Raw genomic sequence first — 22429 nt, 5'->3', positions numbered from 1 at the left:
ACCCGCGCGTGAGCTCAGGCAGGGCGAGCTCAGCAAGGGCGAGGTCAGGCAGGATGACTTCCGACAGGACGACCACCGGCAGGCGGCCGTGGGCGGCCGGCCTGCCGGAGGATCAGGGGAGGATTGTCAGGGGAGGGTTACTGGAACTGGCCAAACTGGAACGGTCCGGTCTGGCCGGTGTTCACGAGGGGACCGTCCACGAGCGGGCCGTCGACGAGGGGTCCGTTGACCAGCCCGCCGTTGATGAGCGGGCCAAAGCTGAACTGGTTGTTCGACGCCGAAGGCTGGGAAACCACGGTGGTTGCGACGGGCTGGGCGGCGGCCTGGGCAGGCATTGAGGCGACGCCGAGGGCTGAAATTGCCAGGGCTGATCCTGCGGCGATCCGGGTTGCGGTCTTGAAGGTCTTCTTCACTTTTCATCTCCAGTTACGTAGCCGTATAGTTTCCACGCACCAAAAAGGTGCCATAGAGCCATTCGGAGCTGCCCCGAGCCCGGATGGGACCGGCCCCGGATGGGACCGACCCCCGCCGGACAAACAACGCGGGGTCACATCGCGCCCATCCGGGACCCCAACATGGGCGCGATGTGACCCCGCGTTGCTTTGAAAGGGTCAGCGCGGGTAGCGGGAGCCGAGACGCTGCACGGCCAGCGCCAGCCAGAGCTGCACCCGGTCCGCAGTCTGGGCCGGGTCGTAGCCGGTGAGTTCGGTGATCTGCGCCAGCCGGTAGCGGACGGTGTTCCGGTGCAGCGTGAGCTCCTCGGCGACGGAGGCCACCGAGCCGTTGTTGGTCAGGTAGCTCTCCAGCGTGGCCATCAGCCCGGCCCCGTGGGCGGCGTCGAAGCTACGCAGCGGATCGAGGGACTCGTTCGCCATGTCCGCGAGCGGCACGTCCTCGCTGGCCAGCAGCAGCGAGGTCAGGCTCAGCCGCTCGGGTTCGTTGACGGGCAGGCCGTGGCTGGCCGCATCGCGGGCCTCGAAATAGCTCCAGCGCAGCCCGTTCGGTTTCGTGTACGCCCCGCCGATCCCGATCGTGGCGTGGATCCCGGCCTCGGCCAGGTGTTCGCTGAGGTTCCGGGCCAGCGCGCCGGCGCCGCTGCCGTCGTCGTGGACCACCGCGATCAGGTCATTTCCGACGACGGCGCTCACCGCCGTCGTCAGCGTCAGCGGCAGCGAGGAACTTCCCAGTTGCTTGCGGTGGGCGGCGGACTCGGCCAGCAGGACAACGTTCTTGCGGGTGCTGTTGATGCCGATGCCGGCGAGCCGCCGGGTGGCTTCGCTGGGCTCGAGCGCCCCGTGAATCACGTCCCCGAGGACCTGCCCGGCCAGGGCGCGCTGGGACTGGCGCTGCTGGACCATGTTATTGAGCTCCACGCTGATCAGGTTCTGCGCGTAGCCGACGATGCCGGAGTCCTCGAAGGGCTGCTTGATCCACAGCGTGCACGCGTCCCGGCGCCCGGTGGGGACCGGGTAGGAGGACCAGCCGTCCGCACTGGGCGCGGGATTCCCGGCGACGCTGTTGTAGAGCCGGGCGGTGAACTGGGTCAGCACGATCTCGGTGCGCAGCATGGAGCCGAGGTGCTTGAGAAGCTCCGCGAGGCCACCGCCGGTGAGGAGCGCGCGGGCGAGGATCTGGTGCCCGGCGATCAGCCGTTCAAGTTTGCCGAAGTGGTCCGCTGCCTGGGCATCGGCCACGAGCTTGCCGATCGCGATGAACGGGGTCTCGTAGGGCACTTCCACGATGGGCAGGCCCCAGCGGTTGGCCTCCGCGATCAGGGCCGGCGGCACGGCGTCGTGCGTGAGCCCGATCCCGAAGCCTATCCCCACCGCGCCGGCACGCTGGACCTGGCGGACGAAGCGGCGTTGTTCCGGGGCGCTCCTGAGCCTCATCCCGGTGGTGAGGACCAGTTCTCCGCCGTTGAGGAAGCGCTGCGGGTCCTCCTGTTCGGTGACGGCAACCCAGCGAATGTCCTGGTGCCAGGTGGTTTCCGCGAGGCCGGCCTTGGTCAGTCTGAGGGACGGCACCCCCAGCAGGGCTGCAAGTGAAATGGCCATGGATTCAGGATAGTCGGGGCTGGTCAAGCGCACTAAAGCATGGCGGAAAGGGTGTGCAGGTGGCTATTCCCTGCCTTGCGTCCCTGGCATAGGCTCGAAACAGTCTCATTGGGTCCTTCAGCGCGAAAGAGGTTGTACACCGTGGTTCGAACCTTGCAGAACTTCGTCAACGGCGAGTTTGTCACTCCGGCCGGCACCGGGATGCTGGACATCGTCAATCCCACCAACGGCGACGTGGTGGCCGCGTCGCCGATTTCGGTCGAGGCCGACGTCGACGCCGCCATGAGGGCCGCGCAGGATGCCTTCAAGACCTGGAAGCGCACGACGCCGGGGCAGCGCCAGCTCATGCTGCTCAAGCTCGCCGACGCCGTAGAGGCGAACAGCGACGAACTCGTCGAGGCCCAGCACCGCAACACCGGCCAGGTCCGCTCCCTGATCGCCTCCGAGGAAGTTGCCGCCGGTGCGGACCAGTTGCGCTTCTTCGCCGGCGCCGCCCGCATCATGGAGGGCAAGTCCGCCGGAGAGTACTTCGAGGGGCATACCTCCTACGTCCGCCGCGAACCGATCGGCGTTGTGGCGCAGGTTGCACCGTGGAACTACCCGTTCCTGATGGCCATCTGGAAGATCGGCCCCGCGCTGGCCGCCGGCAACACCATTGTGCTCAAACCCTCGGACACCACCCCGGAGTCCACCCTGGTCCTGGCCCGCCTCGCCGGCGAGATCCTCCCGGCCGGTGTCCTCAACGTTGTCCTCGGCACCGGTGCGACGGGCGCCCTGATGGTGGAGCACAGGGTCCCCGGCCTCGTGTCCATCACCGGCTCGGTCCGGGCCGGCATTGCCGTCGCCTCCGGGGCCGCGAAGGGGCTCAAGCGTGCCCATCTGGAACTCGGCGGCAAGGCTCCGGCCATCGTTTTCAAGGACGCCGACATCAAGAAGAGCGCCGCGGCAATCGCCGAGTTCGCCTTCTTCAACGCCGGCCAGGACTGCACCGCCATCACCCGCGTCCTGGTCCAGGACGAGGTGCACGACGACGTCGTGGCAGCCATGGTGGAACACACCAAGACCCTGCACACCGGTTCGCAGAACGACGAGGACAACTACTTCGGCCCGCTGAACAACGTCAACCACTTCAACGCCGTGACCTCAGTGGTGGAGCACCTGCCGGCAAACTGCAGGATCGAGACCGGCGGACACCGTGCCGGGGACAAGGGCTTCTTCTTCGAGCCCACCATTGTCACCGGCGCCAGGCAGAGCGATGACATCGTCCAGAAGGAAACCTTCGGCCCGGTCATCACGGTGCAGAAGTTCAGCACCGAGGATGAGGCCGTGGAGCTGGCCAACGACGTCGACTATGCCCTCGCCTCCAGCGTCTGGACCACCGACCACGGCACCGCAATGCGGGTAAGCCGCGACCTGGATTTCGGTGCCGTCTGGATCAACACGCACATCCTGCTCGCCGCCGAAATGCCGCACGGAGGCTTCAAGCAGTCCGGCTACGGCAAGGACCTCTCCATGTACGGCGTCGAGGACTACACCCGCATCAAGCACGTCATGAGTGCGCTCGACGCGTAGCCCTGGACGCATAACCCTGGACGCATAGAGCAGTCGCGTAGTACGCATTCATACGCCCGCACGCATATACCCGCACGCTGAGGAAGGCTTCCCCATGACCACCACCGCCCATGACATCACCTACCGGCTGGAGCAGAAGCGCCGTGTCCTGGCCGACTTCCCGGGCCCCAAGTCACTGGCCCTGACCGAGCGCCGCAAGGCCGTCGTCGCCGCGGGTGTCGCGTCCAGCGTCCCGGTGTTCGTCGCCGACGCCGACGGCGGGATTATCCACGACGTCGACGGCAACTCCTTCATCGACCTCGGCTCCGGCATCGCCGTGACCAGCGTCGGCGCCTCGGATCCCGCCGTCGTCGGCGCCGTCAAAGAAGCCGTGGAGCACTTCACCCACACCTGCTTCATGGTCACGCCCTACGAGGGCTACGTCGCCGTCGCCGAGCAGCTGAACCGCCTCACCCCGGGTGACCACGAGAAGCGCACCGTGCTCTTCAACTCCGGCGCTGAGGCCGTGGAGAACGCCGTGAAGGTGGCCCGCCTCGCCACCGGACGGGACGCCGTCGTCGCCTTCGACCACGCCTATCACGGCCGTACCAACCTGACCATGGCACTGACCGCCAAGGCCATGCCGTACAAAACCAACTTCGGACCGTTCGCGCCCGAGGTCTACCGCATGCCGATGAGCTACCCGTTCCGCGAGGAAAACCCGCAGATCACCGGCGCCGAGGCCGCCAGACGCGCCATCACCATGATCGAAAAGCAGATCGGCTCCGAGTCTGTTGCCGCGGTCATCATCGAGCCCATCCAGGGTGAGGGCGGCTTCATCGTCCCGGCCGAGGGCTTCCTTCCCGCGCTGGCCGTCTGGGCCAAGGAGAAGGGCGTCGTCTTCATCGCCGATGAGGTCCAGTCCGGTTTCTGCCGCACCGGGGAATGGTTCGCCGTGAACCACGAAGGCGTCATCCCGGACATCATCACCATGGCCAAGGGAATCGCCGGCGGCATGCCGCTCTCCGCCATCACCGGCCGCGCCGAACTGCTCGACGCCGTCCACCCGGGCGGCCTGGGCGGCACCTACGGCGGTAATCCGGTCGCGTGCGCTGCCTCGCTGGCCGCCATCGGCTCGATGGAACAGTACAACCTCAATGCCCGGGCCAGGCACATCGAGGAGATCGCCCTCGGAAAGCTGCGCGAGCTCGCAGCCGAGCTTGCCGAGCGTTCCGTGATCGGCGAAATCCGGGGCCGCGGAGCCATGCTGGCGATCGAACTGGTCCGGGCCGGCTCGAAGGAACCGAACCCGGAGCTGACCAAGACGGTCGCCGCGGCCTGCCTCAAGGAGGGTGTCATCATCCTCACCTGTGGCACCTACGGCAACGTCATCCGGCTGCTGCCGCCGCTGGTCATCAGCGACGAACTGCTGCTGGACGGCCTCCAGGTCCTGGCCTCGGCCGTCAAGGCCAACGCCTGACGGGCCGACACCTAACGGGCCAACGGAGCTGTAAGACGAGCCGCGGACGATCTTCGTCCGCGGCTCGTCTCTTTTGGCCGGGGCATCTTTGGCCGGGTGCCGCCGTCGTGGACTCCGCCGTCGTGGGTGCCGCCGTCGTGGACTCCGCCGGGGAGGATGTGCCCTGGCCGGTTCCGCCGGGCTGTCCGGCAGCGGCGTCCAGGCCGTAAGGACCGGCAGGACCATCAGCAGTCCCATCCGGTATTCCGGGCGCCGCTGGGCTAGAGTCGTTTCTACCACTGCACGAACGCAGACCGGCCGATGTCGCCCGGAATCCCCGGAGCAAGGCTGGCTTCTGCCCCAGACCCATAAGGGGTTCATACATGCGATACGTAGTTGGCTACACACCCAACGAGCGCGGCGCCGACGCCGTTGCGCTGGCCGCCGCCATGGCCCACGCCCAGGACGCGCATCTTGACCTGGTCTACGTGGTGGACCGGCGTACCCCCTATGTCGCCATGAACCCGGACGGAAACCGAGTCAGCGCCGCCGAGCAGGAAGTGCTCAGCGCCGAACGGGAGGGCCTGGCCCTCGTCCCGAAGGACCTCGAGGCCCGGTTCCACGTCCGCCAGGCCGATTCGCACGCGGCCGGCCTCATTGATGCCGCCGTGGAGTACCAGGCGGGTCTGATCGTGGTGGGCGCAGCCAGCAACGGGCTGTTCAAGCGCTACAGCGTCGGCAGCGCGGCCAACGCCCTGCTTCATGCCTCGCCCGTTCCGCTGGCGCTGGCTCCCCGCGGTTACCGGCGCACGGAACCGATCAGCCGGCTCACCCTCGCGGTGGGCAGGCGCACCGGCGCGGAGGCGGCCATCGACGTCGCGATCGAATCCGCCCAACGTCGCGGTGTCCCGCTGCGGCTGGTCTCCCTGGTGGAACTCGACGTCGAAGGGGACAGCGGCGAGAACATCAATGCGGCGCATGTCCACGCCAACACCATCCTCACAACGGCCTCACACCGGCTCCCGCCCGGGCACCACGTCAGCGTCGAAGTGGCGCACGGCCGGACCATCGAGGAAGCGATCGACGACCTCGAATGGGAGGACGGCGAGATCATGATCGTCGGTTCCTCCCGTCTGGCGGAGAAGAACAAACTCTTCATCGGCAGCACCGCCAACAAGGTGCTCCATGCGCTGCCGGTTCCCATGGTGGTGGTCCCGCGCGACTACGAGCGGATCAATAGCAGCCCCGAGGACTAACGCCGGGTCCCGTCTGCTGCGGCCAGAGCCGCAGCGGGCCGGGCGACCAGGCCGGGCGCCGCAGCGGGCCGGGCGCCGCAGTCAGAGCCGCCGCGCGCTACTCCTGCCGGCGGCCCAGAGCCGCCCAGTACGCCGGAATCACGACGCCGGGACCGTCCACCTGCATTGGTGCTGTCTCCAGAGTCGTGGCACCTTCCGCAAGCACCGTCCAGCCCCGGGCAGGGAACACCCGGCGCCGCTGCGGAGCACCAAAATGGCCTGGCTTCGGAAGGGCAGCGATGGCCTGCCGCAGGGGTCCGGGGATGCCACGGCCGGTGGCGCCCAGCCCGCGCAGATAGTTGAGGACTCCGCCGGAAACATTCGTCTCCACAAGGTAGATCCGGCCGTGGTTTCCCAGCAGCGGTTGGATTGCCCGCGCGAGTGCTGCCTGGCGGCGGGGGCTGAGGACATGGAACACGCCGCGTACAAAGACGTTCACTTCGCCAAATTCCAGTGCGAGGGCAGCGACTGCTTCCGGGTCTGTGGCGTCCAGCACCATGAATGTGACGTGCGGCATCGCTGTGGTTGCTGACCTCGCGGCGGCTACGGCTGCGGGGGAAACATCGGCTCCCACGACGGCAGGAAATACGCCGGCGAGCCGCCGGGAAATGGCACCGGCGCCGCAGCCGATATCCACCACCGCTAGGCCGGTATCCAGGAGGTTGGCCGCCCGCTCAAGATGCTGATCCATCTCGTCCTCCCGGGTAGCCTCCCAGATGATGGCCTCCCGCAGCGAACCCGCCGAAACGCCGCTCCAGAAATTGTCCCAGAGGCCATCAGGGTGCCGGGGGATCCTGACGGACAGTACGGCCACCCGGACTGCGAGCCGGAAGGTGTCGGCGGATCGTGCTAGGGCACCTGGCGCGCGGACCGTCACGTCTGCGCCCCCGCTGCGTGGCGTCCCCGCCGAATCGGGCTGCGGCCGACGGTGGTGAATGCGGTGCCGGCCGGTCCGCCGGAGGCAAGAATTGCCGTCATTTCCGCAACGGGCAGAGGCCGGCTGAAGAAATACCCCTGCCCGAATTCGCAGTTAAATTCCCGGAGTTTCTCTGCTTGCGCCTGGTGCTCGATGCCCTCGGCGACGGCTCCCAGGCCCGCCGAGTGGATCAACTGCAGGATGGCACCGACGAAATTTTCCTGTTGGCTGTCCGTTTCCAGGCCGTCGATGAGTGACTTGTCAATTTTTGCATGCAGGGCCGGGAGGGTGCGTAGATAGCTGATGGAGGAATAACCGGTGCCGAAATCGTCAATCTCCAGGGGAATTCCCAGCCCGTTGAGCGCTTTCATGGTCCGGGATACTTCCGGTCCGCCACTCATGATCGCCGTTTCGGTAATTTCTATTGCGACCTGCTCCGGCGCCACCCCGTTCGTAGTGAGCAACCCCTGGACGTACGGGGCCAAATCGTTGTGGTGGAGTTCCACGGCAGAAAGGTTGACATGGATGCGGAAATCCGGGGGAAGGCCTGGCGCGGTCCGCCAGCGGCCGGCCTGCGCGATGGCTTGATCCAGCACCCAGCGGCCGATTTCCACTGTGAGGCCGCCTTCCTCCGCCGCGGCCAGGAACGACGTCGGCGCCAGCAGGCCCCGCCGCGGATGGAGCCAGCGGATCAGGGCCTCAGCCCCTGCGAGCCGTCCGGTTCGCAGGTCGACGATTGGCTGGTAGTGGAGTTCCAACTGGCCGGCGGCGAGCGCCGCTCTGACTTCCGTCACGAGATGGACCCGCTCCTTTGCGGTCTCATGCATTTCCCGGGTGAAAACCAGTATCTTGTCTCGGCCCTGTTTTTTCGCCTCGTGCAAGGCAATGTTGGCGTCACGGATGAGTTCGTCGGCGCGGAGCCCGGCCTCGCCGAACCGGACCCCGGTCCCTGCGGTTACGGTCACGGCGATTCCGCCGGCCTGTATCCCCGCCTCGATCTCCCGCAGGAGACAGGTGGCCAGTTGCAGCACTGACTCCGGTTCACAGCCCACAACGAGCACAGCGAATTCGTCCCCGCTGAGCCGCGCCACCAGATGCTGCCCGCCTGCCGCAGATCTCAGGCGCCGGGCGACTTCCACCAGAACGGTGTCTCCTGCCGCATTCCCCAGGCTGTCGTTGATCAATCTGAAGGAATCAAGGTCCATAAGAATGAGTGCGGGTGGGTGACCGGCTTCCCCGGCCGCCAGCGTGGCGTCCGTAATCGTCTGTCGAAGCAGTGACCGGCTCGCCAGGCCCGTGAGTTCATCCGTGTTGATGACCCGGCGGAGGTCCGCCTTCGCATCTTCCAGCAGTGCTGTGCGTTCGGCCACGCGGACTTCCAGGCCGTCGTACATGCTCTGAAGCTCATCGGCGAGCAGATTGATGCCGGTGGTAACGGCGTCAATGCCGTCCCGGGCCGGGGAAATTTCCATGCGGTTCGAGAGATCTCCGGAGGAGAGAACAACTATGCCTGCCACCAGTTGCTCAAGCCGCCAATCGTCGTCACCCGCGAGCATCGGCCTGGGACATCAACCAGCGGACGGCCTCGTCATGGCTGGTGAAGAACTTTGTCGGAACCGGTGCCGCGTGGACGCCCAGAAAAAAATTGGCAAGGACGCGGTCAACGGGGGAGGTGCCGAGCAGTGCAATGGCAGACGCGTCGCAGCGTTTGGAAAACACGGCCCTCGCCGCGCGGCTCACAGAATTTGTCGTGGCCATATCGATCAGGAGCGGAAGCTGCCGTCCCCGGCACAGTTCATTGACACCGTCCATGGCCAGCTGGGCACCGGAGCCGTCGATACTCGCTCCCCGCACCCAGACGAGCCGAATAATGCCGCTGGGGTCGAGCTCGAGGGACTCGACTTCGGACCCGCCCGGGGTTTCAAGATCCTGATCAGGCACGGGCAGACCTCAGCTTCCGACTTATTGCGTTCAATGCCTCGACAATAACGCACCGGATCGCCCCTCGCGAGCACCGGCACAGCCGCTGCCGGCCCGCGGCGGGATCCCGGGCAGCCGGGAACTACGCGGCCGCGCGGGCCCGTTTCCGTGTCGCGGAGTTCTTCCGCGCGGTCAGCAGCATGTCCACGGTCAGCACCAGCAGCGCGAGCCACACGACGCCGAAGCCGATCCAGCGGTCCGGGGTCATTGTTTCCTTGAATACTGCCAGCGCCACGATGAACTGCAGCACCGGGGCAAAATACTGGAGCAGGCCGATCGTGGTCATCGGCAGCCGGCGCGCCGAGGCGCCGAAGAACAGCAGGGGCACGGCGGTGATGATGCCTGACGCCGCCAGCAGCCAGAAGTGCGCGGCGCCGTTGGTGCCCAGCGTCGCTGCCCCGCTGACCGCGAGGAAAATCATCGTGGCGGCGGCCAGCGGCGCGAGCACGATAGTTTCGACCGTGATGCTCGTAATGGCATCCGCCCGCGGGCCCACGCGCTTCTTAACGAAGCCGTACAGCCCGAAGCTCAACGCCAGGGTCAGGGCGATCCACGGCAGTTTCCCGTAGGAGGCCGTCAGCACGCCCACGGCAATGAACCCGATTGCGACGGCGGCCCACTGCAGTCTCCGCAGTTTCTCCTTCAGGACGAAGACGCCCAGCAGTACCGAGACGAGCGGGTTGATGAAGTAGCCCAGCGAGGCTTCCACTGCCTGGCCTGTGGTCACGCCGTAGACGTAGGTCAGCCAGTTCACCGCGATCAGGACCGCGGCGAGAATCAGCGGGACGATCACCGTCCGGTTCCGGAACGCCGCCCCGAGCACCCGCCAGGAACGGGTGATGGTGATGAGCAGGGTGCAGAAGAGCATGGACCAGATCACCCGGTTGGCTACGATCTCGACCGCTCCGGCCGGCTGCAGCAGGAAGAAGTACAGGGGCATCAGCCCCCACAGCCCGTAGGCGCCGATGCCGAGCAGGACTCCCGCCGTCGTGTCCTTGTCCACTGCCTTGAGGGCCGCCGCCGGCGGCCGGGCCGACGGGCCGCCTCTTGGTGCGGCGGGACCTTCTGCGGCGGCACTTGTTGCCGGTGCGGCTGCACCGGCTGGACCGTTGGCGGTCAGCGTGGCTGGGGAAGGGGATCCGTCGGGGGTAGGCACAAGATCCATAACACCGCCCGGGACGGCCCTATTCCTGCGTTCTGCCTGGGTTTTGACTGTCTTGTGACTGGCGCAGCGGCGGAGATGCCTGCGATCTCCGTCACGGCAGAGCCACAAGGTCCCCGCAGACATTTAGAATAGGGGACTGTGCGGCCGCGTCAACTGGCGAAGCCGCTAAGACTCAGAAGGGCTCCCGGTGTCCAACTCGGCCGAAACCACGTCCAAACGTCCGCTCCGCGTCGCTATTGTCGGCGCCGGACCGGCCGGCGTCTACGCCGCGGACATCCTGACCAAATCCAACGAGGTCAAGGACGGCGACTTCGAGGTCAGCATCGACCTCTTCGAGGCCTACCCGGCACCTTACGGCCTGATCCGCTACGGTGTGGCCCCGGACCACCCCCGGATCAAAGGCATCGTGAATGCCCTGCACAAGGTGCTGGACCGTGGGGATATCCGCTTCCTCGGCAACGTCACCTACGGCCGGGACCTGACCCTGCATGACTTCCGCGCCTTCTATGACGCCGTGATCTTCTCCACCGGGGCCATCAGGGACGCGGAACTGGACATTCCCGGCGTCGGGCTCGAGGGCTCCTTTGGCGGGGCGGACTTCGTCTCCTGGTACGACGGGCACCCCGATGTTCCCCGCGACTGGCCGCTGGACGCCAGGGAAATCGCGGTGATCGGCAACGGCAACGTGGCCTTGGACGTGGCCCGGATGCTGGTCAAGCACGCCGACGACCTGCTCGTCACGGAGATTCCGGACAACGTCTATCAGGCGCTGAAGGGCTCCCCGGTCACGGACGTGCACGTCTTCGGCCGCCGCGGTCCGGCCCAGGTGAAGTTCACCCCGCTGGAGCTGCGCGAACTGAGCCATGCCAGGGACGTGGACATTGTCCTGTACCCGGAGGACTTCGAGTTCGACGAGGCCTCGGACAGTGCCATCCGCGGCAACAACCAAATCCGGACCATGGTCAACACCCTGACCAACTGGCTCGTCGAGGAGCACGCCGAGGCCGAGGTGCCGTCCTCCCGCCGGCTGCACCTGCACTTCCTGCATAGCCCCGTCGAAATCCACGACGGCGCCACCAGCCCCGGCAAGGTCACCGGCATCAAGTTCGAGCGCATGCAGCTCGATGGCACCGGCAATGTCAAAGGCACCGGACAGTTCCTCGACTACCCGGTCGGGGCCGTCTACCGGGCAATCGGCTACCACGGCTCAGCGCTGGACGAGCTGGAATTCGATACCCGCCGCGGCGTGATCCCCAACGAGGGCGGCCGCGTGCTCGACGCCGGGGGCACGCCCGTTCCGGGGATCTATGCCACCGGCTGGATCAAGCGTGGGCCGGTGGGCCTGATCGGCCATACAAAGGGCGATGCCCTGGAGACCATCGGGTTCCTGCTCGAGGACCGGCTGACCCTCCCGCCGGCGCAGAACCCGGACCCGCAGGCCATCATCGAGCTGCTCGAAGAGCGCGGGATCGAATACACCACGTGGGCCGGCTGGAACAAGCTCGACGCGCATGAACTCGCCCTCGGCGCGGAGTGGTCCGCCGCCTCTGCCGCAGCGACCGGGCCCACAACCGCCGTCGTGCGGGAGCGCGTCAAGGTGGTGCCGCGCGAGGAGATGGTGAAAATCTCTCGCGGCTAAGCGCCCGCCCGCGGCGCAAATTTCCCCATGACGCGCAAAAACGCTGGCGCGCAGGTTATTCCGGCGTCGACAGCGCTTTTCCGTGTCGCGGAGCCGATTGCGTGTCGCGAAGCCGATGGCGCGTCGCGAAACCGTAAGCACGTCGCGGAGCCGATTGCGCGCCCCCGAGGTGCCACGGCCACGCAGCGCGAGCGAGCTCTGGCGGGTACCACCTTCAGCCCACTAGACTTGGCCGGACCAGGCTGCTTTCGGCACGCCGTCGCGCCCGTCCGGTGGGAGTTCAATGAGGAATGTGGTTGATCCGGCAGCTCTGTTCCCGCCCGACGGCGGGGTCCCGGCGGAGCTGCGCCAGCAGTATGCCAGCGCCGGCCATGAACAGCTCGATTCCCGCGGACTCGTGTTCCCGGCGGACTTGCAGCTGCCCGGCCTCAGCAGCCTGATCCAGGAGTCGTGGCGGCGCTCGGTGCAGCTGCAGGCCAACCCGGACAATCCCGAGGCCCCGCTGGTGCTGGATCGCGAGGAATTGGAAGAGTACAGGCGGCAGCATCCGTTGGCCGCCATCATGCCGGTGATCCATAAGCTCCTGGTCCTGCCGAGCCATGACAGTGGAATGCTGGTGGCCGTGGGCGATGAGGTGGGCCGGCTGCTCTGGGTAGAAGGCGACGCCGCAATGCTGCGCAGGGCCGAGGGCATGATGTTCGTCCCGGGGACCGACTGGTCCGAGGCCACCGTGGGAACCAGCGCCCCGGGCACTGCCCTGGCGCTTGGCCGCGGCATCCAGATCTCCGGTGCCGAACATTACAAGCGCTCCGTCCACCCGTGGAGCTGCACGGCTGTGCCCTTCCACGACCCGGATTCCGGTGCCCTGCTGGGCGTCGTGGACATCACGGGCACGGCGTCAGCGGTGGCCCCGCATACCCTGTCCCTGGTCGAGGCCACGGTGGCGGCAGCCCAGGCGCACCTTCGGGTGGAACGCCTCCAGCTGGCCGCCAGCCGGCAGGCTTCACCCGTCCGACGACGAAGCCCGGCCACCGCCTCAGCCGGCCGTGCCGGCGCCGCTACAGCCACCAGCCTCTACCGCAACAGCCTCCAGCTTCTCGGCCGGGACCAGGCCCTGCTCAGCATCGACGGCCGGACCGTGGCGCTCTCTGCCCGGCACAGCGAGATCCTTGCCCTTCTCAGCGCGCACCCGGAAGGGCTGAACGCCGAGGAACTCTGCACCCTGCTGTACCCCGGCGATGCCTCCACCATGACGCTGCGGGCCGAGATGGTCCGCCTGCGCAGGGTCCTCCAGCTGCTCAACCCGGATGCGGTCCCGGAATCCCGCCCCTACCGGCTGCCGATGGATCTGCTCGCGGATTCCGGCCAGGTCCTGAGCTGCCTGCAGCGCGGCGCCCACCGGATCGCCCTGGAAATATACCGCGGTGCCGTCCTGCCGCGCTCGGAGTCTCCCGGCATCGCCGAACTGCGGAACAGGGTCTCCTCCTTACTGCGCGAAGCCGTGCTCACGGACGGCAGCGCCGAGTCGCTCCTGAGGTACGCCGAACTGCCCGAGGCGAGGGACGACGTCGAGGTCCGCCTCGCGGCGCTGAAGCTGCTGCCGCCCCGCTCACCCAAGCGGGCCGCCGTCGTCGCCGATCTGGAACGGCTTGAGACGGAACTCAGCGCCTGAACCGCACAGAACCGCCCGCACCCGCGCTGATGCGGGCCACGTGACCCGGGTCACTTCGGCTGCAACCTGACTGCAACCTCCCCGCTCCTACGCTGGGTGCAACGGCTGCCGCCAATATTTGGCAGCCATCAATCTTGCACAGCAAAGGAGCTAGCAATGACTGTCTACGCCCAGCCCGGTACCGAGGGCTCCAAGGTCACTTTCAAGGACCGCTACGAGAACTGGATCGGCGGCGAGTGGGTTGCCCCCGTCAAGGGCCAGTACTTCGAGAACATCACCCCCGTCACCGGGAAGGCCTTCTGCGAGGTCGCCCGTGGCACCGCAGAGGACATTGAACTGGCGCTTGACGCCGCTCACAAGATCGCCCCTTCCTGGGGCAAGACCTCCGTCGCCGAACGCGCCGCGATCATGAACAAGATCGCCGACCGGATCGACGAGAACCTCGAAATGCTCGCCGTCGCCGAATCCTGGGACAACGGCAAGCCGATCCGGGAAACGCTCAACGCCGACATCCCGCTCGCCGCGGACCACTTCCGCTACTTCGCGTCGGCCGTCCGCGCCCAGGAAGGCAGGTTGTCCCAGCTCGACGACGACACCACGGCCTACCACTACCACGAGCCGCTCGGCGTCGTGGGCCAGATCATCCCCTGGAACTTCCCGATCCTGATGGCCGTCTGGAAGCTCGCCCCGGCCCTCGCTGCCGGCAACGCCGTGGTTCTGAAGCCGGCTGAGCAGACGCCGTCCTCGATCCTGGTGCTGATGGAACTCATCGGCGACCTGCTGCCGGCCGGCGTCCTCAATGTGGTCAACGGCTTCGGCGTCGAGGCCGGCAAGCCGCTGGCGTCCAGTCCGCGGATCCGCAAGATCGCTTTCACCGGCGAGACCTCCACGGGCCGGCTGATCAGCCAGTACGCCAGCCAAAACCTGATCCCGGTCACGCTGGAACTGGGCGGCAAGAGCCCGAATATCTTCTTCAACGACGTCGCGGATTCCAACGACGCGTTCTACGACAAGGCACAGGAAGGTTTCACGCTCTTTGCCTTCAACCAGGGTGAAGTCTGCACCTGCCCCTCCCGCGCCCTGGTCCAGGAAGACATCTACGATTCCTTCATGGCCGACGCCGTGGCCCGGACCCAGAAGATCATCCAGGGGAACCCGCTGGATACCGAAACCCAGCTGGGTGCCCAGGCCTCCAACGACCAGCTCGAAAAGATCCTCTCCTACATCGACATCGGAAAGCAGGAGGGCGCCAAGGTGCTCACCGGCGGAGCCCGGGCCGAACTTCCCGGAGACCTGGCCGGCGGCTACTACGTCCAGCCGACCATCTTCGAAGGCCACAACAAGATGCGGATCTTCCAAGAGGAAATCTTCGGCCCGGTGGTGTCCGTGACCCGCTTCAGCGACTACAACGACGCCATGGGCATCGCCAACGACACCCTCTACGGGCTCGGCGCCGGCGTCTGGTCCCGCAACGGCAACGTCGCCTACCGTGCCGGCCGCGAGATCCAGGCCGGCCGCGTGTGGGTCAACAACTACCACGCCTACCCGGCGGGAGCAGCGTTCGGCGGCTACAAGTCCTCCGGCATCGGTCGCGAAAACCACTCCATGATGCTGGACCACTACCAGCAGACCAAAAACCTCCTGGTCAGCTACAACGAAAACAAGCTCGGCTTCTTCTAAGCCCTATTGAACCGGGCGGGGCGGATCAGAAATCGATCCGCCCCGCCCGCACCACGTGTGCACCCGGCGAAAGGACGCCGGCTCACCGCACACGCCTTTTAGTCATACCCATGCTTGATGACGCAAGGATTTCGCCATGACGACGACAACGACGACGACGACAATGCAAGCCGCGGTAGTAACCGAATTCGGCAAAGAGCTGCAGATCCAGACCCTCCCCGTTCCTGTCCCGGGCCGGGGCGAGGCGCTGGTCAAGGTGCTGACCACCGGCGTCTGCCACACAGACCTCCACGCCGCGACAGGCGACTGGCCGGTGAAGCCGAGCCCGCCGTTCATCCCCGGCCACGAAGGAGTCGGCGAGGTGGTTGCCCTCGGCGAGGGCGTCACGGACCTGGCCGTCGGAGACCTCGTCGGCAACGCGTGGCTTTGGTCCGCCTGCGGCGATTGCCAGTACTGCCGCACCGGCTGGGAAACCCTGTGTGAAGCGCAGCAGAACGCCGGCTACAGCGTCGACGGTTCCTTTGGCGAGTACATGCTGGTGGATAGCCGGTTTGCGGCCAGGATCCCGGCCGGCTCGGACCCCGTCGAGGTGGCCCCGATGCTCTGCGCCGGCGTGACCGTCTACAAGGGACTCAAAATGACCGAGGCCCGGCCCGGCCAGTGGGTCACCATCTCGGGCATCGGCGGACTCGGCCACATCGCCGTCCAGTACGCGGTGGCCATGGGCCTCCGGGTTGCCGCGGTGGACATCGCCGATGACAAGCTCGCCCTGGCCAAGAAGCATGGGGCCGAGCTGACAGTCAACGCACTGCACGAGGATCCCGCGGAAGTCATCCAGCGCGAAACCGGAGGCTGCCACGGAGTCCTGGTCACGGCTGTGCACCCGTCGGCATTCGGCCAGGCGATCGGGATGGCCCGCCGCGGCGGAACGATTGTGTTCAACGGTCTGCCGCCGGGCGACTTTCCGGCGCCGATCTTTGAGATTGTACTCAAGGGCCTGACGGTCCGCGGCTCCATCGTGGGAACCCGGCAGGACCTGGCGGAAGCCCTGGAATTCTATGCTCAGGGCAAGATCCACCCCACGGTGTCCACCAGGGAGCTCTCCGAGGTGAACGCTGTTCTTGACGAAATGAAGCACGCGAAGATCGACGGCCGCGTGGTCATCACCTACTGATGAAGGAGACGCTTTGATGCCACATACAAAGCTCGACGCCGGCGTGACCCGCCCCGGGGAGGACTTCTCCCGCGTGGCGCTCACCACCGAGGCCGTGGAACTCCTGCGCACGATGTGGATCCGGCACGGGCCGCTGATGTTCCACCAGTCGGGCGGCTGCTGCGACGGATCCTCGCCGATGTGTTATCCCGCAGGGGAGTTCATTACCGGGGACTCGGACGAGCTGCTGGGCCTGTTCGACATCTCGGACGGAATCCAGCCCCAGCCGGTGGAATTCTGGATGTCCAAGGAGCAGTTCAACTACTGGAGCCACACCCACCTGACCGTGGACGTGGTCCCGGGCCGGGGGAGTGGTTTCTCCGTGGAAGCACCCGAGGGCAAACGATTCCTGATCCGGTCCACCCTGATGGACTGGCCGGCCTGAGTCCGCCCGGAGCCGGTCTGGGCCCGACCGGGCCGGACCGGCACCGACCGGGTCCGGTCTGGAGCGAAGCGAAGCAAGCCGGAGCGGGCTGTGTCGGGAGACCGGCGCAGCCCGCTCCGGCGTCTCACTATGCGGGACGAATCTGGCCGCCCAGTGGATGGACACTACTATCAATAGGTCTGTTTCCAACAAGCTAACGAGATTGTGGACTTTCCTATGAACCTTTTCAGGACCAAATCGATCGAGCAGTCGATGTCTGACGCCGATGAACCCGGACGCCAGCTGAAGCGCTCGCTCAGCTCCTGGGACCTGATGATCATGGGCGTCGCCGTTGCGGTCGGCGCCGGGATCTTCTCCGTCGGGGCCAAGGCCGCCGCCAATTTCTCCGGCCCGGCCGTTACCCTCTCCTTCGCCATTGCAGCAGTCACCTGCGCGCTCGCCATCATGTGCTACGCCGAGTTCGCGACTGCCATCCCGGTGGCCGGCTCCGCCTATGTCTTTACCTACGCCACGATGGGTGAGCTGCTGGCCTGGATCATCGGCTGGAACCTGATCCTCGAACTCTTCACCGCCGGCGCCGTAATCGCCAAGTACTGGGGCATCTACCTCAGCAAGGTGTTCGCGCTGATGGGCGTGGACATTCCGCCCGCCATCAAGCTCGGAAGCGTGGACCTCTACTGGGGCGCCTTCCTGGTTGTGGCAGTCTTCACCGTGCTGCTGGTGCTCGGAACCAAGCTCTCCGCGCGGGTCGGCAACATCTTCACGCTGATCAAGATCGCCGTCGTGCTCTTTGTGATCGTGGTGGGCTTCAGCTACGTCAAGTTCGAGAACTACACCCCGTTCGTGCCCGCCTCCGAGCCGACCGGCGGCACGGGCGCCGCCGACGTCATGAAGCAGTCCTTCCTTGGTTTCCTCACGGGCGCGGCCCCCGCGCAGTACGGCACCCTGGGCATCTTTGCCGGCGCGGCCCTGGTGTTCTTCGCGTTCATCGGTTTCGATGTTGTGGCGACCTCCGCCGAAGAGGTCAAGAACCCGCAGAAGACCCTGCCACGCGGCATCTTCGGCGGCCTCGCCGTCGTCACGGTGCTCTACATTCTGGTCTCCCTGGCCCTGACAGGCATGGTGTCCTACACCGAGCTGGCCGCGGCCGAGAACCCGACCCTCACCACGGCGTTTGAGGCCGTGGGCAACACCGACGCCGCCAAAGTCATCGCCTTCGGTTCCCTCGTGGGCCTGACCACGGTGATTATGGTGCTCCTGATGGGCCTCTCCCGGGTGGTCCTGGCCATGAGTCGTGACGGCCTGCTGCCGCGCTCGCTCTCCAAGACCAGCACCATCCGGGCGACGCCGGTCCGCCTCCAGATCATCTGCGGCGCCGGAGTAGCGGTGGTCGCCGGTCTGACCAATGTGGACCTGCTCGAGGAAATGATCAACATCGGCACGTTGTCCGCGTTCGTCACAGTCAGCATCGGTGTGATTGTGCTGCGGAAGAAACGCCCGGACCTCAAACCGGCGTTTCGGGTGCCCTTCGGTAAGGTGTTGCCCATTGTGTCGGCTGTCCTCTGTCTCTACCTGATGACGAACCTGGCCGTCGAGACCTGGATCTTCTTCGCCATCTGGCTCGTCATTGGCATCGTCATCTATTTCTCCTACGGCCAGCGCCACTCCCGGCTGAACGAGAAGTTCGCAGCGGCCAAGGCCTCGGTCAATGGCCCCGGCGACCATAGCGCGGCCAAAGCCAAAGTCGAGGCTGCGGACGAGGAGCGCGAGGACACGCTCACCCGCTCCTAACTGCAACGCGGGGTCACCTACGGCCCATTACGCCCTGTCGGATGGGCCATATGTGACCCCGCGTTGCTGTTGGCGTTGCTGGCAGGCGGGTTCCCGCACGAGGAGGGGTGGCCCGCCATTCGTTGAGCCGGCCGGTCTCCAGGGCAAGGAACGTGCCAGAAACCGGTGCCAGAGTGCCAGCTCGTCTGAGCCCTCTCACGCCGGAGCAAAGCGGCCGATCCATTCCACGAGGGGCCGGAGCTGCTCCCAGCGGCGGGCCACCTCCCCTGCTGCGTCCGGGGTGGAGAGCCACCCCGGCCGGCCCAGGTTGATGCCGGCAGTGAGCGACTTGTGCTTTAGCAGTTCCGCCCGAGGATGATCTTTGGCAAATCCCCGGGGGACAGTCTTGAGTCTCTCGCCTTCCACCGCGAAGCCTGCCGCCTTTGCATCCTGCACGATCGCCCGCAGGACTTCGCCGCTGGACGGGGCATCGACGGCGCTTCGGAAGCGCGCCAGCTGATCCGGCGTATGGGTATGGCAGCCACCGCCGATAAGTAGGCCGTCGGCGCTGAGCTGGACGTAGAAGCCGGTAGCCTCGGCAACGGACGCGAATGCGCCTTGCACGGTCTTGTAGGGGGATTTGTCCAGGGAAAACCGGACGTCCCGGTTGGGACGAAAAATTTTAGCCTCGCCGAACTGCGGCTCCAGCTCGGTAAGCAGCAGTGTCAGCGGACCTTTCACGGCGGCGTCGTAAATTTCCTTGTGTTCCAGCCACCAGGCGCGGTTGTTGTTGTGTTCAAGATCGGAATAGAACCGGAAGGCCGCATCGGGAATGCCTGCAAAGTGGGTCATGAATGAATCCTAGGTACACGGCTGTGCGATGACGATAGTTCCGGGGCGTATGTGGAGAAACAAACAAAACACCCCGCCACGGATGATCCGTGGCGGGGTGTTGCGTTGTCCGTTGAACGGGAGTTAGCCGATCTTGTTCGCCGCCTCGGCGGCTGAGACGGCTACGGAACCCAGGTTAGAACCCAGGTTGGCGCGCAGCTTGGCGCCGAGTTCGGCGTCGACGTTGGTCCAGTACTGGATGGCGCGTTCCTTGATCTCGGCGTTCTGCACGCCGCCCACGGCACCGGAGATGGTGTCGAGGAAGCGGGCCTTGGCCGCGTCGTCGAACACGTCGCGGTACAGCGTGCCGGCCTGGCCGAAGTCGCTGTCCTCGGAGTGCAGGGTCGCGGCGGTGCGGACCAGGGCGCCGTCGAACTCCCAGGAGCCCTCGCCGGCGCGCGCTGCGTCAGCCACCGGGCCGCCGAAGGAATTCGGGGCGTAGACCGGAGCCGTGGCCGGCTTGTAGCCGTGGCGCAGCGAGCCGTCCTGCGAGTAGTTGTTCACCGGGGAGATGGGGCGGTTAACCGGCAACTCGTTGAAGTTGGTGCCGACGCGGTAGCGGTGCGCATCCGGGTAGGAGAACACCCGCGCCGTCAGCATCTTGTCCGGGGAGATGTCGTGGCCCGGAACGACGTTCGCCGGCGACAGGGCAATCTGCTCGATCTCGGCGAAGAAGTTCTCCGGGTTGCGGTTCAACTCGAAGCGGCCCACCTCGACCAGCGGGTAGTCGGCGTGCGGCCAGACCTTGGTCAGGTCGAACGGGTTGAAGCGGTACGCCTTGGCTTCCTCGTACGGCATGACCTGCACGTGCAGGGTCCAGCTGGGGAAGTTGCCCTCGGCGATCGCCCCGTGCAGGTCGCGACGGTAGTAGTCGGCGTCGGCCCCGGCAAGCTGTTCGGCCTGTTCGTTGGTGATGTTGTGCTCGCCCTGGTTGGAGCGGAAGTGGTACTTGACCCAGAAGCGCGCGCCCTCGGCGTTGGTCCACAGGTAGGTGTGCGAGGAGAAGCCGTGCATTTCGCGCCAGGAGCGTGGCAGCCCGCGGTCACCCATGAGGTAGGTCACCTGGTGGGCGGACTCCGGGGAGAGCGTCCAGAAGTCCCACTGCATGTCCGCGTCACGCAGGCCGGAGCCCGGGAGGCGCTTCTGGGAGTGGATGAAGTCCGGGAACTTGATGCCGTCCTTGATGAAAAACACCGGGGTGTTGTTCCCGACGATGTCCAGGTTGCCCTCAGGGGTGTAGAAGCGGGTCGCGAAACCGCGCACGTCGCGCCAGGTGTCGGGGGAGCCCTGCTCGCCGGCCACGGAGGAGAAGCGGATGGCGGTGCCAACCTGGGTGCCGGGCTGGAATGCCGCCACGCGGGTGTACCCGGATACGTCGCCGGTCACAGTGAAGGTGCCGAAGGCGCCGCCGCCCTTGGCGTGCACGATCCGCTCCGGGATCCGCTCGCGGTTGAACTGTGCCAGCTTCTCGACCAGGTAACGGTCGTGCAGGGCGGTGGCTCCGTCGGCACCGGTGGTCAGCGAGTGCTCGTCCGACGCGACAGGGGTGCCGGTCTGACTTGTGGTCGCGGTATGCGCGATGGGCGCAGAAAGGTTAGCAGTCATCATTCTCCTTTGTTGATTACTTTGCTTGCTTCGATAGGGAGGGAAGTGTTTGGGTCCGCTGGCAGTCCTGGCAGATGCCCTGGTACATCACGTCGGCAATCTGGATGGTCATTGGCGTGGCGCTTTCATCCCAGTGCGGGGTGAGGCACGGCGCGTGGCCAACGGCGCATTCGACGTCCTCGACGCGGCCGCAGCCGATGCAGATCGCATGATGGTGGTTATCGCCCACGCGCGTCTCATACAGGGCGGGGGAGTGCGGCGGCTCGAACCGTCGCAGCATCTGCAGCTCCGTGAGGTCGCCCAGCACCACGTACACGGACTGCGCGGTCAGCTCGGGCAAGTCCTCGCGGGCGGCGGCAAGTACCGCCTCCGCCGGCGAATGCGGGTGATGTTCGACGGCGGCGAGCACCGCCAGCCGCTGTTTGGTCACCCGGCGGCCGTGGGCACGCAGGGCGGCAGCCCATGCCTCGTGGGTGCCCGGGGAGTCCTTCATGGCTCCATTCAAGCACTTATTGTGAACCCGTCATAATAAGGCTGTGCTTGCCGCGACTCAGATTGCGCCGCGGCAGGCTTCGGCTGCGCTCCTGGCCTGACTCCGGGGTCACGGTGCCCTGGGCACGCCCGGCGCCACTAGAGTTGCCGGGTGGGGAAACTACTGGCTGACATCACGCCCTTGCGCGAAAGCCCGGCCTTCCGCCGCCTTTGGCTTGGCTCCGCCGTCGCGGCGCTGGGAAGCCAGTTGACCCCCCGGGGAATCATGTCAAGATGCGCGCGTAGCTTTCTTCGTGGAATCATTCGAAAGTGCGCGCGTGGACGGCATGGTTTTGGGTCCTTGTTTGCTCGTGGTCAGGGTGAGCAGCTCAGCGGTGAGGGCCTGAACCTGACGCTGGATCGCTGCCGGGTTCAGGGGTTTATCTTCCCGCGTGAGTCTGGTCTTGACCGTCTTTCGGACGGCGCCCTCGTCGGCGAGGACCCGTTGGAAGGGTGTTCGCGGCGCATCATATTTCTTGGTGATCTTCGCGCCGTTTCGTTCCTTGGAAATGAGCTTTTGCTGGGGTGCGAAATGGTTCGTCAGGAGTCGTTGCAGCTCCCAGATCCTGTTCAACAAGTTCAGCTCGCCGGGAGTGTCGTAGCGGTGGTACCCGACTGTCTGA

At 66.1% G+C, this 22429-nt stretch carries 18 protein-coding genes and 1 pseudogene; 9 read left to right on the top strand and 10 right to left on the bottom strand.

The features are described from left to right. Window positions 1-137 precede the first annotated feature (137 nt). Window positions 138-413 (bottom strand): hypothetical protein, encoded by a 276-nt coding sequence (locus RCH07_RS02855; RefSeq protein ID WP_326965956.1) that lies wholly within the window; start codon window positions 411-413, stop codon window positions 138-140. A gap of 198 nt (window positions 414-611) precedes the next feature. Further along, on the bottom strand, window positions 612-2054 hold the full coding sequence (locus RCH07_RS02850; RefSeq protein WP_326965955.1) for a PucR family transcriptional regulator: 1443 nt from the start codon (window positions 2052-2054) through the stop codon (window positions 612-614). Between the two features lie 141 nt (window positions 2055-2195). Between RCH07_RS02850 and RCH07_RS02845 the strand changes: the two genes are divergently transcribed. The 3 genes from RCH07_RS02845 to RCH07_RS02835 all read left to right on the top strand — a co-directional run bounded on the left by RCH07_RS02845 (window position 2196) and on the right by RCH07_RS02835 (window position 6320). Beyond that, window positions 2196-3626, top strand: a complete 1431-nt coding sequence (locus RCH07_RS02845) for a gamma-aminobutyraldehyde dehydrogenase (RefSeq protein WP_326965954.1) — start codon at window positions 2196-2198, stop codon at window positions 3624-3626. A 94-nt stretch (window positions 3627-3720) separates the two neighbouring features. Continuing rightward, entirely contained in the window at window positions 3721-5085 is a 1365-nt protein-coding gene (gene gabT, locus RCH07_RS02840) for a 4-aminobutyrate--2-oxoglutarate transaminase (protein ID WP_326965953.1), read from the top strand. Between the two features lie 362 nt (window positions 5086-5447). Next, the gene (locus RCH07_RS02835; protein ID WP_326965952.1) at window positions 5448-6320 is read left to right on the top strand and encodes a universal stress protein; all 873 of its coding nucleotides are present in this window, start codon (window positions 5448-5450) and stop codon (window positions 6318-6320) included. Between the two features lie 97 nt (window positions 6321-6417). Here RCH07_RS02835 and RCH07_RS02830 read toward each other — a convergent pair whose 3' ends face one another. The 4 genes from RCH07_RS02830 to rarD form a co-directional block, all read right to left on the bottom strand. Further along, window positions 6418-7236, bottom strand: a complete 819-nt coding sequence (locus RCH07_RS02830; RefSeq protein ID WP_326965951.1) for a class I SAM-dependent methyltransferase — start codon at window positions 7234-7236, stop codon at window positions 6418-6420. Next, complete coding sequence (locus RCH07_RS02825) at window positions 7233-8792, bottom strand: putative bifunctional diguanylate cyclase/phosphodiesterase (RefSeq protein ID WP_326965950.1); 1560 nt, start codon at window positions 8790-8792, stop codon at window positions 7233-7235. The genes RCH07_RS02830 and RCH07_RS02825 overlap by 4 nt, the downstream gene beginning before the upstream one ends. A gap of 25 nt (window positions 8793-8817) precedes the next feature. Further along, window positions 8818-9222, bottom strand: coding sequence for a DUF7793 family protein (locus RCH07_RS02820; protein WP_326966048.1), 405 nt, complete (start codon window positions 9220-9222; stop codon window positions 8818-8820). Window positions 9223-9337: 115 nt separating this feature from the next. Then, the gene (rarD, locus tag RCH07_RS02815; RefSeq protein ID WP_326965949.1) at window positions 9338-10420 is read right to left on the bottom strand and encodes an EamA family transporter RarD; all 1083 of its coding nucleotides are present in this window, start codon (window positions 10418-10420) and stop codon (window positions 9338-9340) included. Between the two features lie 187 nt (window positions 10421-10607). Between rarD and RCH07_RS02810 the strand changes: the two genes are divergently transcribed. From RCH07_RS02810 to RCH07_RS02785, 6 genes are all read left to right on the top strand, one after another. Next, window positions 10608-12059, top strand: coding sequence for an FAD-dependent oxidoreductase (locus RCH07_RS02810; protein WP_326965948.1), 1452 nt, complete (start codon window positions 10608-10610; stop codon window positions 12057-12059). A 283-nt stretch (window positions 12060-12342) separates the two neighbouring features. Continuing rightward, the gene (locus RCH07_RS02805; RefSeq protein ID WP_326965947.1) at window positions 12343-13731 is read left to right on the top strand and encodes a GAF domain-containing protein; all 1389 of its coding nucleotides are present in this window, start codon (window positions 12343-12345) and stop codon (window positions 13729-13731) included. Window positions 13732-13887: 156 nt separating this feature from the next. Next, the gene (gene exaC, locus RCH07_RS02800) at window positions 13888-15411 is read left to right on the top strand and encodes an acetaldehyde dehydrogenase ExaC (RefSeq protein ID WP_326965946.1); all 1524 of its coding nucleotides are present in this window, start codon (window positions 13888-13890) and stop codon (window positions 15409-15411) included. A 163-nt stretch (window positions 15412-15574) separates the two neighbouring features. After that, window positions 15575-16585: an alcohol dehydrogenase AdhP gene (gene adhP, locus RCH07_RS02795; RefSeq protein WP_326966047.1), complete on the top strand. Its 1011-nt coding sequence runs from the start codon at window positions 15575-15577 to the stop codon at window positions 16583-16585. Window positions 16586-16601: 16 nt separating this feature from the next. After that, window positions 16602-17009, top strand: a complete 408-nt coding sequence (locus tag RCH07_RS02790; RefSeq protein ID WP_326965945.1) for a DUF779 domain-containing protein — start codon at window positions 16602-16604, stop codon at window positions 17007-17009. Window positions 17010-17225: 216 nt separating this feature from the next. Continuing rightward, complete coding sequence (locus RCH07_RS02785; RefSeq protein WP_326965944.1) at window positions 17226-18800, top strand: APC family permease; 1575 nt, start codon at window positions 17226-17228, stop codon at window positions 18798-18800. A 195-nt stretch (window positions 18801-18995) separates the two neighbouring features. Here RCH07_RS02785 and RCH07_RS02780 read toward each other — a convergent pair whose 3' ends face one another. The 4 genes and pseudogenes from RCH07_RS02780 to RCH07_RS02765 all read right to left on the bottom strand — a co-directional run. Next, complete coding sequence (locus tag RCH07_RS02780) at window positions 18996-19631, bottom strand: DUF2461 domain-containing protein (protein WP_326965943.1); 636 nt, start codon at window positions 19629-19631, stop codon at window positions 18996-18998. Window positions 19632-19754: 123 nt separating this feature from the next. Then, window positions 19755-21275, bottom strand: coding sequence for a catalase (locus RCH07_RS02775; protein ID WP_326965942.1), 1521 nt, complete (start codon window positions 21273-21275; stop codon window positions 19755-19757). A 16-nt stretch (window positions 21276-21291) separates the two neighbouring features. Continuing rightward, window positions 21292-21768, bottom strand: coding sequence for a Fur family transcriptional regulator (locus tag RCH07_RS02770; protein WP_326965941.1), 477 nt, complete (start codon window positions 21766-21768; stop codon window positions 21292-21294). Window positions 21769-22035: 267 nt separating this feature from the next. Continuing rightward, window positions 22036-22429, bottom strand: a pseudogene (locus tag RCH07_RS02765) (hypothetical protein); the annotation flags it as partial.

Source organism: Arthrobacter sp. CG_A4, from assembly GCF_035985125.1.
Lineage (GTDB): Bacteria > Actinomycetota > Actinomycetes > Actinomycetales > Micrococcaceae > Arthrobacter.
This window is presented reverse-complemented; position numbering and strand designations above follow the sequence as displayed.

Coding starts and splice junctions, on each gene's coding strand:
- RCH07_RS02850 (WP_326965955.1), bottom strand. CDS start 2,054: ATGGCCATTTCACTTGCAGCCCTGCTGGGGGTGCCGTCCCTCAGACTG.
- gabT (WP_326965953.1), top strand. CDS start 3,721: ATGACCACCACCGCCCATGACATCACCTACCGGCTGGAGCAGAAGCGC.
- RCH07_RS02835 (WP_326965952.1), top strand. CDS start 5,448: ATGCGATACGTAGTTGGCTACACACCCAACGAGCGCGGCGCCGACGCC.
- rarD (WP_326965949.1), bottom strand. CDS start 10,420: ATGGATCTTGTGCCTACCCCCGACGGATCCCCTTCCCCAGCCACGCTG.
- RCH07_RS02805 (WP_326965947.1), top strand. CDS start 12,343: ATGAGGAATGTGGTTGATCCGGCAGCTCTGTTCCCGCCCGACGGCGGG.
- exaC (WP_326965946.1), top strand. CDS start 13,888: ATGACTGTCTACGCCCAGCCCGGTACCGAGGGCTCCAAGGTCACTTTC.
- adhP (WP_326966047.1), top strand. CDS start 15,575: ATGCAAGCCGCGGTAGTAACCGAATTCGGCAAAGAGCTGCAGATCCAG.
- RCH07_RS02790 (WP_326965945.1), top strand. CDS start 16,602: ATGCCACATACAAAGCTCGACGCCGGCGTGACCCGCCCCGGGGAGGAC.
- RCH07_RS02785 (WP_326965944.1), top strand. CDS start 17,226: ATGAACCTTTTCAGGACCAAATCGATCGAGCAGTCGATGTCTGACGCC.
- RCH07_RS02780 (WP_326965943.1), bottom strand. CDS start 19,631: ATGACCCACTTTGCAGGCATTCCCGATGCGGCCTTCCGGTTCTATTCC.
- RCH07_RS02775 (WP_326965942.1), bottom strand. CDS start 21,275: ATGACTGCTAACCTTTCTGCGCCCATCGCGCATACCGCGACCACAAGT.
- RCH07_RS02770 (WP_326965941.1), bottom strand. CDS start 21,768: ATGAAGGACTCCCCGGGCACCCACGAGGCATGGGCTGCCGCCCTGCGT.